The sequence below is a fragment of the Streptomyces sp. YGL11-2 genome, from assembly GCF_050054615.1.
Classification (GTDB): Bacteria; Actinomycetota; Actinomycetes; order Streptomycetales; family Streptomycetaceae; genus Streptomyces.
Genome location: NZ_JBNHIN010000003.1, coordinates 332,081 through 346,473 on the forward strand (window position 1 = coordinate 332,081; position 14,393 = coordinate 346,473).

Below are 14,393 nucleotides of genomic sequence, written 5' to 3' on the forward strand. Positions count from 1 at the left end.
GGCGCGGGCACAGCCGGCTGTGAGAGGGATCGGAATGAAACCGACCGACAGCGCCGCTCCGGCGTCGCGGCTCCGCCGGCTCGTGGTGCCCGCGCTGCCCGCGGCCATCGTCATGGCGGCGGGCCTGGCGCTCGCCGCAGGTGTGGTGGGCACGCTCGGCGAAGGCGGGGCGCTGTTCCCGGCAGGCGCCGTCGGCTGGTCGCTGGCGATCCTGACCGGCGTCATCGTCGGCCATCTGGTCGCCCTCGGCCGGGACCGCTGGTGGGGCGGCACGGGCTCCGGCGCCGCCCTCGCCCTCGCCGTACTCCTCCTGTACGGCTGGGTGCCGGCCACCCTGGTCAGTCTCTCCGTCGTGGTCCTGGTCGGTGCCGCCCGCCGGCACCGCTGGCGACAGGCCCTGGTGCACGGGGCAGTTGACGTCCTGGGCATCGGCGCCGCGGCGCTCGCCCTGGCCGCCTGCGGGGTGCACGCGACGGTCCGTCACCCCTGGGCGCCCGATGCCTGGGACCTCTCCGTGCTGCCCCAGGTGGTGGTGACGGCGGCGGGCTACCTCCTCGTCAGCCGGGCGCTGCTCTGGTTCAGCCTGGCGCCGCGCACCGGCGGACTGCCCACCATCGCCCGCACGGCCGTGGTGCGCCAGGCACTCGTCGGTGTCGCACTGCTCGGCATCTCCCCGCTGATCGCCGTCTGCGCGGTCAACGCTCCGCTGCTGCTGCCGCTGTTCGCGGTGCCGCTCATCGCGCTGGACTCCACCCTCTGGATAGCCCGCGCGCGGGCCGAGGAGCAGCTCCGCGACCCGCTGACCGGCCTGCCCAACCGCCAGTGGCTGCTGGAGCGCACCTGGTCCGCCCTGGACGAGGCCGAGCGCGTCGGCGTCCGGTCGGCGCTGGTCCTCATCGACCTGGACCGCTTCCGCTCGGTCAACGACACCCTCGGGCATCTCGCGGGCGACCGGCTGCTGTTGCAGATCGCCGACCGGCTCCGGCACGCCCTCCCGCGCGGCGCCGAGGCCGCCCGGCTCGGCGGCGACGAGTTCGCCGTCCTGCTGCCGACCACCGACTCCCTCACCAGCTCCCAGCGGGTGGCCCGCAACCTCGTCGCCGCCCTGGGCTCCCCGCTGGACCTCGACGGACTGACCCTCGTGCTCGAAGCCAGCGCGGGGGTCGCCGTCTTCCCCGACCACGCCCTGGACGCCGAAGGGCTGCTGCGCCGCGCCGATGTGGCGATGTATCAGGCCAAGCGGGACCGCAGCGGCGTCGAACTCTACGAAGCCAAGCGGGACGGCAACACCCCGGACCGGCTGGGCCTGTTGGGCGATCTGCGCCGCGCCCTGGACGCCGGCGACGTCGAACTGCACTACCAGCCCAAGGTCGGCTTCGACGGGCATGTCTCCGGCCTGGAGGCGCTGGTCCGCTGGGTCCATCCGGACCGCGGCAGGGTGCCACCCGACGAGTTCATCGCCATCGCCGAGTCCTCCGGGCTGATGCCCCGGCTGACCGAGTACGTCCTGGAGACCGCGCTCGCCCAGGTGGCGCGCTGGCGCGCGATGGGCCTGGAGGTGCCGGTCGCGGTCAACGTCTCCCCGCGCGACGTGCACTCGCCGGGCTTCGCCGGGGCGGTCGCCGCCCGGCTGGCCCGGCACCGCGTCCCGCCCGGGGCGCTCCAGCTGGAGATAACCGAGCACGTCCTGCTGGAGGACCCGCAGCGGGCCGCCGACACCCTCGCCGGGCTCACCGCCCACGGCGTGAAGATGTCGCTGGACGACTTCGGCACCGGCTACAGCTCGCTGGTTCACCTGCGCCGCCTCCCGGTCAGCGAGCTCAAGATCGACCGCTCCTTCGTGGCCCGGCTGGCCGTCGACACCGAGGACGCCGAGATCGTCCGCTGCACCCTCGACCTCGCGCACTCCCTGGGCCTGCTGGTCGTCGCCGAGGGCGTCGAGGACGACGAGACCTGGGAGCGATTGCGGGACCTCGGCTGCGACGCCGTGCAGGGCTGGCTGGTGGCCGCCGCGATGCCACCGGACGAGACCACGGCCTGGCTCAGGGCCCGCGGCGAACGCGGCTGGCAGCGCGAATCGGAGACGACCGCCCTGGCGGCGGAGAAGGCAGCCGAGCGCCCTTCGGGACAGGTCCTGAAGTGACCCGGCCACCGGCCGTCCCGTGTCCCCGCTCCGAAGAACCCCCGCAGCTCCCGGCCCCGCCTGACCCGGCGGCCGAGCCCCGGCTCGACGAGAACGGCCCCGCCGACCGCGGGCCGCAGCAGCCGCCGGACGACCCGGTACCCCCGCCGGACGACCCGGTACCCCCGCCGGCGGGCGGCGCCTGACGCCTCCGCCCGCGGCCGTGCCGGCACCGTGCGCCGGTGCCGGCCGGGCCGTCCCGCACCGCCGCGGGCGGCCCGGCGAAAGCGTTTCGCGACAGCGATCCCGTACGCCATAGGATTGGCCCGGAAAACTCCAGCAGAGAATTCGACCGGAATTCTCCGCACCGGAACATCCCGCCCAGAACACTCCGCCGAAAACACCAGAGGATCGCTGCATGCCTGGCATCACGCGCGAGGAGGTCGCCCACCTCGCCCGGCTGGCACGTCTGGAGCTGAAGGACGAAGAGCTCGACCACTTCGCCGGACAGCTCGACGACATCATCGGCGCGGTCGCCCGCGTCTCCGAGGTCGCCGATCAAGACGTACCGCCGACCTCCCACCCGCTGCCCCTGACCAACGTCATGCGGTCGGACGAGGTCCGTCCGTCGCTGACCCCCGAGCAGGCGCTCTCCGGCGCCCCGGCCCAGGAACAGCAGCGTTTCCGGGTGCCGCAGATCCTGGGCGAGGAGTGACCATGGCCGACCTGATCAAGCTCACCGCCGCCGAGATCGCGGCGAAGATCGCCTCCGGCGAGCTCACCGCCGTCGAGGTGACCGAGGCCCACCTGGCCCGTATCGAGGCCGTCGACGAGAAGGTGCACGCCTTCCTGCACGTGGACCGCGAGGGCGCGCTGGCCCAGGCCCGCGCCGTCGACGAGAAGCGGGCCCGCGGCGAGGAGCTGGGCCCGCTGGCCGGCGTCCCGCTGGCCCTCAAGGACATCTTCACGACGGAGGGCATGCCCACCACCGTCGGCTCGAAGATCCTCGAAGGCTGGATCCCGCCGTACGACGCGACCCTGACCAAGAAGCTCAAGGCCGCCGATGTCGTCATCCTCGGCAAGACCAACATGGACGAGTTCGCCATGGGGTCCTCCACCGAGAACAGCGCCTACGGCCCGACCGGCAACCCCTGGGACCTGACCAAGATCCCCGGCGGCTCCGGCGGCGGCTCCTCCGCCGCGCTGGCGTCCTTCCAGGCCCCGCTCGCCATCGGCACGGACACCGGCGGCTCCATCCGCCAGCCCGCCGCCGTCACCGGCACCGTCGGCGTCAAGCCCACCTACGGCGGCGTCTCCCGCTACGGCATGGTGGCCTTCTCCAGCTCCCTGGACCAGGGCGGCCCGTGCGCCCGTACGGTGCTGGACGCGGCGCTGCTCCACGAGGCCATCGCCGGCCACGACCCGCTGGACTCCACCTCCATCGACGCTCCGGTCCCGCCGGTCGTCGAGGCGGCCCGCAACGGCAGCGTCGAGGGCATGCGGGTCGGCGTCGTCAAGCAGTTCCGCGGCGAGGGCTACCAGGCCGGTGTGCTCCAGCGCTTCGACGAGTCCGTCGCCCTCCTCAAGGAGCTGGGCGCCGAGATCGTCGAGCTGGACTGCCCGTCCTTCGACCTGGCGCTGGCCGCGTACTACCTGATCGCGCCGTCCGAGTGCTCCTCCAACCTCGCCCGCTTCGACGCCATGCGCTACGGCCTGCGGGTCGGCGACGACGGCACGAAGTCCGCCGAGGAGGTCACCGCCCTGACCCGCGAGGCCGGCTTCGGCCCCGAGGTCAAGCGCCGCATCATCCTCGGCACGTACGCGCTCAGCTCCGGCTACTACGACGCGTACTACGGCAGCGCCCAGAAGGTCCGAACCCTCATCACCCGCGACTTCGAGAAGGCGTTCGAGCAGGTCGACGTGATCGTCTCGCCGACCACGCCGACCACCGCGTTCCCGATCGGCGAGCGGGCCGACGACCCGATGGCGATGTACCTCGCCGACGTGTGCACGCTCCCCGTCAACCTGGCGGGCAACGCCGCCATGTCGCTGCCCTGCGGTCTGGCTCCCGAGGACGGCCTGCCGGTCGGTCTCCAGATCGTCGCCCCGGCCATGAAGGACGACCGGCTCTACACGGTCGGTGCCGCGGTCGAGGCCGCGTTCACCGAGAAGTGGGGCCATCACCTGCTTGAGGAGGCACCTGCACTATGAGTGGCAAGCTCGCGAAGGCCAAGGGCTTCAAGAAGTCCAAGCCCGGCACGTATCTGTCCATCGGCACCACGCTGTTCGGCGCGGTGAGCGTCGTGAAGCAGGCGAAGAAGGCCAGGGGGGAGCACGACACGCTCCAGCTGGTCGACGCCGTCGTCTCCGCCGCCGCCATCGTCACCGGCGTCGCCCTGCTCATCCGCGAACTGCGCCGTCTCAACGACGACGACGTCCTCGCGGACTGACCGGCGCCGGACCTGAGAGGTTAGTTTCACCGTGACTGTCACCGACCTGGTGCCGTACGAGGACGCGCTGGCTACCTACGACCCCGTGATGGGTCTTGAGGTGCACGTCGAACTCGGCACCGCCACCAAGATGTTCTGCGGGTGCGCCACCACCCTGGGCGCCGAGCCCAACTCGCAGACCTGCCCCACCTGCCTGGGCCTGCCCGGCTCGCTGCCGGTCGTCAACGCGACCGGTGTGGAGTCCGCCGTCAAGATCGGCCTGGCGCTGAACTGCACCATCGCCGACTGGTGCCGCTTCGCCCGGAAGAACTACTTCTATCCGGACATGCCCAAGAACTTCCAGACGTCCCAGTACGACGAGCCGATCGCCTTCGACGGCTACCTGGACGTGCAGCTGGAGGACGGCGAGGTCTTCCGCGTCCACATCGAGCGCGCGCACATGGAGGAGGACACCGGCAAGTCCACCCACATCGGCGGTGCCACCGGCCGGATCCACGGCGCCCGGCACTCGCTGCTGGACTACAACCGCGCCGGCATCCCGCTCATCGAGATCGTCACCAAGCCCATCGAGGGCGCCGGCGAGCGGGCCCCCGAGGTCGCCAGGGCGTACGTCGCCGAGCTGCGTGAGCTGATCAGGGCGCTGGGCGTCTCCGAGGCCCGTATGGAGATGGGCCAGATGCGCTGCGACGTGAACCTCTCGCTGCGCCCCAACGGCACCGAGAAGTTCGGCACCCGCTCGGAGACCAAGAACGTCAACTCGCTGCGCTCCGTGGAGCGCGCCGCCCGCTTCGAGATCCAGCGCCACGCCGCGGTGCTGTCCTCCGGCGGCACGATCATCCAGGAGACCCGCCACTTCCACGAGGAGGACGGCTCCACGACCTCCGGCCGGGTCAAGGAAGAGGCCGAGGACTACCGCTACTTCCCCGAGCCGGACCTGGTGCCGGTGGCCCCCTCCCGCGAGTGGGTCGAGGAGCTGCGGGCCGGGCTGCCCGAGCTGCCGCGGGTGCGCCGCAACCGGCTGCGCGAGGAGTGGGGCGTCTCCGAGCACGACATGCAGTCGATCCTCAACGCCGGCGCGGTCGACCTGATCGTCGCCACCGTCGAGGCCGGTGCGGACTCCGCGGCGGCCCGCAAGTGGTGGATGGGCGAGCTGGCCCGCCGCGCCAACGAGGACGGCGTGGAGCTGTCGGCACTGCCGATCACCCCCGAGCAGGTCGCCCGGGTGACCGCGCTGGTCGCCGACGGCTCGCTCAACGACAAGCTGGCCCGCCAGGCCATCGAGGGCGTGCTGGCCGGTGAGGGCGACCCCGACACGGTCGTCGAGAAGCGCGGGCTGAAGGTCGTCTCCGACGAGGGTGCCCTCGGCACCGCCGTCGACGAGGCGATCGCCGCCAACGCCGCCATCGCCGACAAGATCCGCGGCGGCAAGGTCGCCGCGGCCGGTGCCCTGGTCGGTGCGGTCATGAAGGCCACCCGCGGCCAGGCGGACGCCGCCCGGGTGCGGGAGCTGATCTTGGAGAAGCTCGGCGTCGAGGGCTGATTCCCGGATCGTGCCGGTACGGAGCGGCCGTCCCTCTACGGAGGGGCGGCCGCTCCGTCGTATACGCCGACGCCCCCCGCCCCCGGCCGGAATTCTCGATCTTCCCGCTCCGGGGCGGAATGCCGCGCCCGCCCGCGGTGCTGTCACCGGCAAAGGATCAACGGATACGGGACCTCGGGTCACCGCCCGCCGGACACTGGAGGAACGAGCAATGACGCAGCAGGACACAGCCGTTCAGGACCCGCGGGCGATCGCCGCGCGGCTCGGCCGGGTCGGCGTCTGGCACGGCGGGCTGGGCCGGGCGTCGGCCGCGGCGGGGCGCGAGTTCGCGGCCGAGATCGAGCGGCTGGGCTACGGGGCGCTGTGGTTCGGCGAGGCGCAGGCCACCAAGGAGGCGTTCAGCCACGCCGGGCTGCTGCTGGCTGCGACCGAGCGGCTGACCGTCGCCACCGGTATCGCCAACATCTGGGTCCGCGACGCGACGGCGATGAACGCCGGGGCGCACACCCTCGCCGAGGCGTACGACGGCCGGTTCCTGCTGGGCCTGGGCGCCAGCCACGCGCCGCAGGTCGAGGGGCGCGGCCACACCTACGCCAAGCCGCTCGCCGCGATGCGCGCCTATCTGGACGCGATGGACACGGCCCCGTACGACGCCCCCGCGAGCCCGCCGCCGGCCCGCGTGCTGGCGGCGCTGGGCCCCAAGATGCTGGAGCTGGCCGCGGAGCGGGCGGCCGGCGCGCACCCGTATTTCGTCACGCCCGAGCACACCGCCCGCGCCCGCAAGGCCCTGGGCGAGGGCCCGCTGCTCGCTCCCGAGCAGGCCGTGCTCCTGGAGACCGACCCGGCGACCGCCCGCGCCCAGGTGCGCGCACACCACCTCGGCTTCTACCTGGCGCTGCCCAACTACGTGAACAGCCTGCGCCGGCTCGGCTTCGAGGACGCCGACTTCCAGGACGGCGGCAGCGACCGGCTGGTCGACGCCATCGTGGCCTGGGGCGACGTGGACGCGATCCGGGAGCGCATCCGGGAACACCACGACGCGGGCGCCGACCATGTGGCGATCCAGCCGGTCGTCCCCGGACCGGGCCTGGGCATCGACCAACTGCGGGAGCTGGCACCGGCGTTGACCGCGCACTGAGCGGCGGGGCACCCCGGAGCGGCCGTGGGGGCGCCTCGGAACGGCCGAGTGGGGTCCACGGGTACGGCCGGGGGTCGCGGCGGGAACGGTCAGGAGTCGGCCGCCGGGCGGCAATCGCACGGTAAGGGGTGTTTGCCCGGGAATAACAAGCCCATAAGTGGTCTGGGTTGCCTATTCCCCGGTCTTTGTGGGGAAGGCCACAAAGCGGTCAAAGGATCTTTTCGGGCTGGCACCCTGCACCGAGAGCCCGGCCCGCCGCCCCTTCTCCGGAACGCGACGGGCCGCCCCGCGCCTGCTCCGCGCAGCCCTGTCCGTCCGCGTTCGGCACCACCCGCTCCCGGGAGATATCGGCGCACAATCCGGGAAGCAGCCCGTGACCGCTCTCGCTCGGTGGTGCCTCCGGCGCCGCATCGTGGTGATCGTCCTCTGGCTCGCCGCCTTCGCGGGGGTCGCCGTCGCCGCCGGGCTGACCGGAGCCGCGTACTCCAGCGACTACGAGGTCCCCGGCACCGAGTCCGGCCAGGCCGGCGCGCTGATGGCGAAGGCGTTTCCGGGGCAGTCCGGGGACAGCGACAGCATCGTGTGGCACACCGCGTCCGGCACGGTGCGCTCCGCCGCCGTCGAGAAGAAGATGGCGCACACGCTCGCCGAGGTCTCCCGGCTTCCCGGCGTTGCCGAGGTCCAGGGCCCCTACGGGCCGCAGGGCGCCGGGCAGATCAGCCACGACGGCCGCACCGCCTACGCCTCCGTCCTCTTCAAGAGCTCCACCGACGACCTGCCCGCGGGCCAGGTCCGCGCGGTCGTGAGCACCGCGAAGGCCGCGTCCGGCCACGGCCTCCAGGTGGAGCTGGGCGGCGCCGGGATCTCGCTGACCCAGGCGCCGCGCGCCCAGCTGCCGGAAGTGATCGGGCTGTGCGCGGCGGCCGTGGTCCTCTTCCTCGCCTTCGGGTCGCTGGCCGCGACCCTGCTGCCGATCGTCACCGCGCTGGCCGCCGTCGGCACCGCCTCCGCCGGGATCAGCCTGCTCAGCCACGCCATGACGGTCGCCGACTTCGCCCCGATGCTGGGCATGCTGATCGGCCTCGGCGTGGGCATCGACTACGCGCTCTTCATCGTCACCCGGCACCGCAGAGGGCTGCGCGCCGGCCTGTCCGTCCAGGAGGCCGCCGAACGCGCCGTGACGGTGTCCGGGCGCGCGGTCGTCTTCGCCGGGGCCACCGTCTGCATCGCGCTGCTCGGCATGCTCACGCTGCGGCTGGGCTTCCTCAACGGCGTCGCGCTCGCCGCCTCGCTCACCGTCGTCCTGACCGTCGCCGCCTCCGTCACCCTGCTGCCCGCGCTGCTCGGCCTGATCGGCACCCGGGCGCTGGGCCGCCGCGAGCGCCGCCGGCTGGCCGCCCGCGGCCCGCGGCCCGAACGCCGCGCCGGGATGGCCGCCCGCTGGTCCGGCTTCGTCGAACGGCACCCCAAACTGCTCGGCGCCCTCGCCGCCGCCGTCATGCTCACCCTCGCGCTGCCCACCCTCGGCCTCCACCTCGGCACCTCCGACCAGGGCAACGACCCGGCGACGTCCACCACCCGCAAGGCGTACGACCTGCTGGCGGACGGCTTCGGGCCCGGGTTCAACGGGCCGCTGACGGTGGTCGGTTCGCTCGACGGGGCCCAGGACCAGCTCGCCTTCGCCAAGCTGCCGGAGGAGCTGCGGCACACCCCCGGCGTCGCCCACGTCAGCGGGCCGGAGTTCGACGGCGGCCACGCCACCGGCGTGATCACGGTCGTGCCGACCAGCTCACCGCAGTCCCAGCAGACCTCCGACCTGGTGCAGCGGCTGCGCGGCGGCATCCTGCCGGCCGCCGAGGACGGCACCACGATGCGGGTGCACGTCGGCGGGGTGACTGCCGGCTACGACGACTTCGCCGGCGTCATCATCGGCAAACTCCCGCTCTTCATGGGCGTCGTCATCGGTCTCGGCTCCCTTCTGCTGCTGCTCGCCTTCCGCAGCATCGGCATCCCCCTCAAGGCCGCGCTGATGAACCTCGCGGCCGTCGCCGCGTCCTTCGGGATCGTCGTCGCGATCTTCCAGTGGGGATGGGGGAGCGAGGCACTGGGGCTGGGCAGCGCGGGCCCGATCGAGCCCTTCCTGCCGGTGATCATGGTCTCCGTCCTCTTCGGGCTCTCCATGGACTACCAGGTCTTCCTGGTCAGCCGGATGTACGAGGAGTGGCAACTGACCGGCGACAACCGCCGGGCCGTACGCGTCGGGCTCGCCGAGACCAGCCGGGTGATCAACTCGGCGGCGGTCATCATGATCGCGGTGTTCGCCGCCTTCATCCTCAGCGGCGACCGCATCATCGCGATGTTCGGCATCGGCCTGGCCGCCGCCGTCGCCCTGGACGCCTTCGTCCTCCGCACGCTGCTCGTCCCCGCCCTGATGCACCTGCTCGGCGGCGCCAACTGGTGGCTGCCGGTCTGGCTGGAGCGCCGGCTGCCGCGGCTGAGCATCGAACCGCCGCCGGAACGGCCCGGGCCGCGGGACGGGGAGGACGCGCCCGCGCTGCTGGAGGTCTGAGCGCCGGCGTGCCGGGCTTTCGGGGTCTCTCATACGACTCTCAGACAGGGCCCCTACGGTCGCGCCCATGGGAACGACGACCGACAAACGATCCGACGACGAGACGACCGCGGCCGGCACGACGGGGAAGGCCGTGGAGCCAGGGAAGGCCGAGGAGGCGGGCAAGGCCGAGCAGGACGGGACGACCGGGACCGCGGAGCGGGCCGGCGCCACGGGGAAGGCCGCGGAAGCGGGTAAGGGCACGGAGCCCGAGGACGGCGCCGACGAGAGCGCGCAGGCCGCCGCCGACACCGCCGAAACCGGCACCGACGACGACGGCGACGGCGACGACGAGTCGGCGCCCGGACCTGCCGCCACCGGGGTGGCCGCCGGCGCCGGCGCCGTGGTCGCGGCCGGACTGGGACTGGCCTCCCTCACCGGTACCTGGCTCGGCACGCTGATGGCCGAACGGCAGACGCTGCTGGGCCAGATCAAGCTCCAGTCCGGCAAGGCCACCGACCAGATCGCCACCGTCTACGGTGCGCCCTGGCACACCACCGCCCTGGTCAACGGGGTGTTCGCGGTGCTCGCCATGCTCGTCGCCACGGTGGTGCTGACCGGCCGCCGGAGCACCTGGGTGCGGGCCGTCGCCTGGGGCGCGCTGGCGCTGGGCGTACTGGGGCTCCTGATCTCCGCGGGGATGTACCTCGACCTGTTCGCGAGCATGCCCAGCATCCCTAAGGGGCCCGGCGGCGGTGCCTAAGCCCTCCGGGGGCGGCGGTGCCGCTCCCTAAGCCCCCTCCGTGACACGGACCCGGTCTCTAAGCACCACCGGGCCACGGAGATCGGGAACCCTCCCGATGTGGCGGACCCCCCTCGGCGACGAGAGTGGAGCACAGCGGCGCCCCGGCAGACGGCCGGGGCGCCGGCCCACCACCGTCGAGGGAGACATCATGTACACCTCCGAACCGGAGATCCGGGTCCGCTACGAGGAACTGCGCCGCGAGGCCGACCGGCGGCGCCTGGTCCGCGAGGCCACCGAAGTGGCACGCGCCGCCGCCTCTTCAGGGGGCGGCGAACCGGAAAGGCGGGTGAGCGTCCGGCGGTGGCGGGTACGGCGCGCCGGCGCCTGACCGCGGCGGACAACACACCTGGCCCACTGCCGCATTGTCAGACCCCTGTGCGATGCTCGGCAGCGTGGAGAACAGAGCCATCAGCCCCGTGTTCGTCGGCCGCGCGGCCGAACTCACCGCGCTGCGCGACGCGCTGGCGCAGGTCACGGCGTCCGGCGCGCCCCAGGCCCTGCTGATCGGCGGCGAGGCCGGGGTCGGCAAGACCCGGCTCATCGAGGAGTTCGGCGAGACGGCCCGCGCGCAGGGCGCGCTGGTCGCGCTCGGCGGCTGCATCGAGATCGGCTCCGAGGGCCTGCCGTTCGCCCCCTTCTCCTCGATTCTGCACACCCTCAACGCCCATCTGCCCGCGGAGCTGGCCGCCGCTGTAGCCGGCCAGGAGGGCGAACTGGCCCGCATCCTGCCGGAGTTGGGGGAGACCGCCGGCGATTCCCACGACGAGGAGACCGGCCGCGCCCGCCTCTTCGAGCTGACCGCCCGGCTCCTGGAGCGGCTGGCCGCCCACCGCACCCTGGTCATCGTCATCGAGGACCTCCACTGGGCCGACCGCTCCACCCGCGAGCTGCTGGCCTACCTCCTGCGCGCCCTGCACGACGCCGACGTCCTGCTGGTGGCGACGTACCGCTCCGACGACATCCACCGCCGCCATCCGCTGCGCCCGTTCCTCGCCGAGATCGACCGGATGCGGACCGTCCGCCGCGTCGAACTGGCCCGCTTCACCCGCGACGAGGTCCGCTCCCAGATCGCCGGGATCCAGGGCAGCGAGCCCGAAGAGGACACCGTCGACCGGGTGTTCAAGCGCTCCGAGGGCAATGCCTTCTTCGTCGAGGAGCTGGCCCGCGGCCTCGCCGAGGGCTCCCGGTACGGCCTCAGCGATCCGCTGCGCGATCTGCTGCTGGTGCGGGTCGAGGCGCTGCCCGAGGACGCCCAGCGGGTGGTGCGGATCGCCGCCGAGGGCGGCTCCACGGTCGAGCACGAACTCCTCGCCGCCGTCTGTCGGATGCCCGAGGACGACCTCATCGAGGCGCTGCGGGCGGCCGTCGGCAGCAACACCCTCCTCCCCACCCAGGACGGCACGGGCTACCGCTTCCGGCACGCGCTGGTCCGCGAGGCCGTCGTCGACGACCTGCTGCCCGGCGAGCGCACCCGGCTCAACCGCCGGTACGCCGAGGCGCTGGAGGCCGACCGCTCGCTGGTCCGCTCCGACGTCTGCGCCACCCGCCTGGCCAGTTACTGGTACAAGGCCCATGACGCCGCCAAGGCGCTGCCCGCGGTGCTCGCCGCCTCCGTCCAGGCCCGCCGCCGCCATGCCTACGCCGAGCAACTGCGGCTGCTGGACCGCGCCCTGGAGCTGTGGGACGACGCGCCCCCGGAGGTCCGCCAGGGCGTGCGCCCGATCGACTACGCCGAGGCGTACCCGGCCTGCGGCTGCGACGACGACGCGCTGCGCTTCCTCGACCTGCTCGCCGAGATCGCGGTGGCCGCCCGGCTGTCCGGCGACAGCGAGCGGGCCTTCACCATCACCAAGCGCGCCCTGCGCGCGCTGCGCGGCGAGGACGGCGCCGCCCCGGGCCCGCACCACGGTTCGGGCAAGGGGGACCCCCATCGCACCGCCTGGTTCCTCCTCCAGCGCTCCCGGCTCTGCCAGGGCACCGGCCGCGGCAACGGCTGGGAGGACCTGGGCCGGGCCCAGGAGCTGATGCGCGGTCTGCCGCCGTCCTCCGTGCACGCCGCCGTGATGGCCGCCGTCGCCAGCTGGCAGATGCTCCACGAGCCGGGCCCCGGCACGTTCACCACCGCCGAACGGGCCGTGGAGCTGGCCCGGTTGGTGGGCGACGAGGAGGCGGAGCTGAATTCCCGGGTGACGCTGGCGGGGCTGCGGATCGACGCCGGGGAGATCGAGGAGGGCCTGGCCGACTTCCGTACGGTGCTGGACCGCGCCGTGGCCCGCGGCTGTCTCGCCGTCATCGGCCGCGGCCACATCAACCTCGCGGGCAACCTCGAAGGCGTCGGCCGGTCCCGCGAGGCGGTCGAGGTCACCCAGCAGGGCGTCGAACTCACCACCCGCTACGGCCTCAAGGACACCACCAGCTGGGTGCTGAGCAACCGCGCCGAGTCGCTCCAGTCGCTGGGCCGCTGGGCGGAGGCGGGCCGGGCCGCCGCCGACGCCCACCGCTTCGCCCAGAACCCCCGCGCCACCGCCCTGGCCGCCAGCCGCCTCACGGGCCTCGCCCTGGACGGCGGCGACCTCGCCGCCGCCGAGCGCGAACTGGCCGTCGCCCAGGAGCACTACGGCACCCACGACCCCCAGCCGCAGCACGCCCTGCCCATGGCGCGGCACGCGCTGCGGCTCGCCGCCCGCCGGGGCCGCATCCTCGACGCGCGCGCCATCCTTGTCCAGTCGGCCCTCGACGCCGGCTTCGCCCCCGGCCTCCAGCGCTACGCCTGGCCGCTCCTGTGGTCGGCGACCGCCGCCGAGTCCGATGTCCGCGGTCTGCCGTCCGCCGAGCCGGGCCGGGTCCGGATCCTCACCCGGATCCGCGACGCTGCCAAGCGGCTGCCGCGGATCGCCCCGGTCTGGGACGCGTTCGGCCTCGCGGTCGAGGCCGAACTCCTCCGTGCCGAGGGCCGCGAGGCCCCCGACGCCTGGGCCGAGACGGTCGCCGCCTTCGAACGGCTGGAGCGCCCGCACGAACTCGCCTGGGCCTGCTACCGCTGGGCCGAATCGCTGCTGCACGGCGCCGAGCGGGCCACCGCCGGCCTCGACGGCCGCACCCCGCGCGAGGCCGCCGTGCTGCTGCTCGGCCAGGCGCACGCCGCCGCCGCGGCGATGGGCGCCCGCCCGCTCGCCGACGAGCTCGAACTCCTCGCCCAGCGCGCCCGGATACCCGTCCCCGGTCTGGCGGCCCCCGCCGCGCCCGAGGCGTCCCGCGCCGCCGGGGACCGGGCCCCGGACGGCACCGTCCCCGCGGAATCCCTCGGCCTGACCCCGCGCGAGCGCGATGTGCTCCGCCTGGTCGCCGACGGCCGCAGCAACCGCCAGATAGCCGACGCCCTGTTCATCTCGCCGAAGACCGCCAGCGTGCACGTCTCCAACATCCTCGCCAAGCTGGGCGTCTCCGGCCGCGGCGAGGCGGGCGCGGTCGCCCACCGGCTGCGGCTGTTCGAGGAGCCGACGGCGAGCAGATAGCCGGCGACGGGCCGCCGACTCCCCGCCCGCGGAGGCGCGGCTCAGTCCGCCCCCGTATTACCCGGTGCCGGCCGGGCATCCCGCCCGGCCCGGACGACCACGACCCCCGACCCGAGATCTATCGGTCCGTGCCTGGGATCCCCGTCGCCCACGTCGTCCACCACCAGCGACAGCTTCTGCCGCTCCTCTTCAGTGCGCTTGCGGCCGGGCGCGAACAGCTCTTCCACCACGTTGAACACGGTGCCCCCTTCCGGAGCGACCCGTCCCCCCAGGGT

The 14,393-nt window shown here is 73.6% G+C and carries 11 protein-coding genes; 10 read left to right on the plus strand and 1 reads right to left on the minus strand.

Annotated features, from left to right (window positions below):
- Window positions 1-34: 34 nt before the first annotated feature.
- From ACO1BR_RS06100 to ACO1BR_RS06145, 10 genes are all read left to right on the plus strand, one after another.
- Window positions 35-2,143 (plus strand): putative bifunctional diguanylate cyclase/phosphodiesterase, encoded by a 2,109-nt coding sequence (locus ACO1BR_RS06100; protein WP_426793961.1) that lies wholly within the window; start codon window positions 35-37, stop codon window positions 2,141-2,143.
- A 397-nt stretch (window positions 2,144-2,540) separates the two neighbouring features.
- The gene (gene gatC / locus ACO1BR_RS06105) at window positions 2,541-2,837 is read left to right on the plus strand and encodes an Asp-tRNA(Asn)/Glu-tRNA(Gln) amidotransferase subunit GatC (RefSeq protein WP_426793962.1); all 297 of its coding nucleotides are present in this window, start codon (window positions 2,541-2,543) and stop codon (window positions 2,835-2,837) included.
- 2 nt (window positions 2,838-2,839) lie between these two features.
- Window positions 2,840-4,333 carry an Asp-tRNA(Asn)/Glu-tRNA(Gln) amidotransferase subunit GatA gene (gene gatA, locus ACO1BR_RS06110; RefSeq protein WP_426793963.1) on the plus strand — a complete coding sequence of 498 codons (1,494 nt, stop codon included), beginning with the start codon at window positions 2,840-2,842 and terminating at the stop codon, window positions 4,331-4,333.
- Window positions 4,330-4,572, plus strand: coding sequence for a membrane protein (locus ACO1BR_RS06115; RefSeq protein ID WP_043266235.1), 243 nt, complete (start codon window positions 4,330-4,332; stop codon window positions 4,570-4,572). Before gatA ends, ACO1BR_RS06115 begins: the two co-directional genes overlap by 4 nt.
- 31 nt (window positions 4,573-4,603) lie before the next feature.
- Entirely contained in the window at window positions 4,604-6,112 is a 1,509-nt protein-coding gene (gene gatB, locus ACO1BR_RS06120) for an Asp-tRNA(Asn)/Glu-tRNA(Gln) amidotransferase subunit GatB (RefSeq protein ID WP_426793964.1), read from the plus strand.
- Window positions 6,113-6,323: 211 nt separating this feature from the next.
- The gene (locus ACO1BR_RS06125; protein WP_426793965.1) at window positions 6,324-7,250 is read left to right on the plus strand and encodes an LLM class F420-dependent oxidoreductase; all 927 of its coding nucleotides are present in this window, start codon (window positions 6,324-6,326) and stop codon (window positions 7,248-7,250) included.
- 373 nt (window positions 7,251-7,623) lie between these two features.
- A complete protein-coding gene (locus ACO1BR_RS06130; protein ID WP_426793966.1) occupies window positions 7,624-9,819 on the plus strand; it encodes an MMPL family transporter in 2,196 nt (731 codons plus the stop codon).
- Between the two features lie 67 nt (window positions 9,820-9,886).
- On the plus strand, window positions 9,887-10,561 hold the full coding sequence (locus ACO1BR_RS06135; protein ID WP_426793967.1) for a hypothetical protein: 675 nt from the start codon (window positions 9,887-9,889) through the stop codon (window positions 10,559-10,561).
- Window positions 10,562-10,751: 190 nt separating this feature from the next.
- Window positions 10,752-10,931 carry a hypothetical protein gene (locus ACO1BR_RS06140; RefSeq protein ID WP_426793968.1) on the plus strand — a complete coding sequence of 60 codons (180 nt, stop codon included), beginning with the start codon at window positions 10,752-10,754 and terminating at the stop codon, window positions 10,929-10,931.
- Between the two features lie 52 nt (window positions 10,932-10,983).
- Window positions 10,984-14,118, plus strand: a complete 3,135-nt coding sequence (locus ACO1BR_RS06145) for a helix-turn-helix transcriptional regulator (protein ID WP_426794014.1) — start codon at window positions 10,984-10,986, stop codon at window positions 14,116-14,118.
- 41 nt (window positions 14,119-14,159) lie between these two features.
- On the opposite strand, the gene ACO1BR_RS06150 is transcribed toward ACO1BR_RS06145, so the two are convergent.
- Window positions 14,160-14,357, minus strand: a complete 198-nt coding sequence (locus ACO1BR_RS06150) for a DUF6191 domain-containing protein (RefSeq protein WP_426793969.1) — start codon at window positions 14,355-14,357, stop codon at window positions 14,160-14,162.
- Window positions 14,358-14,393 lie beyond the last annotated feature (36 nt).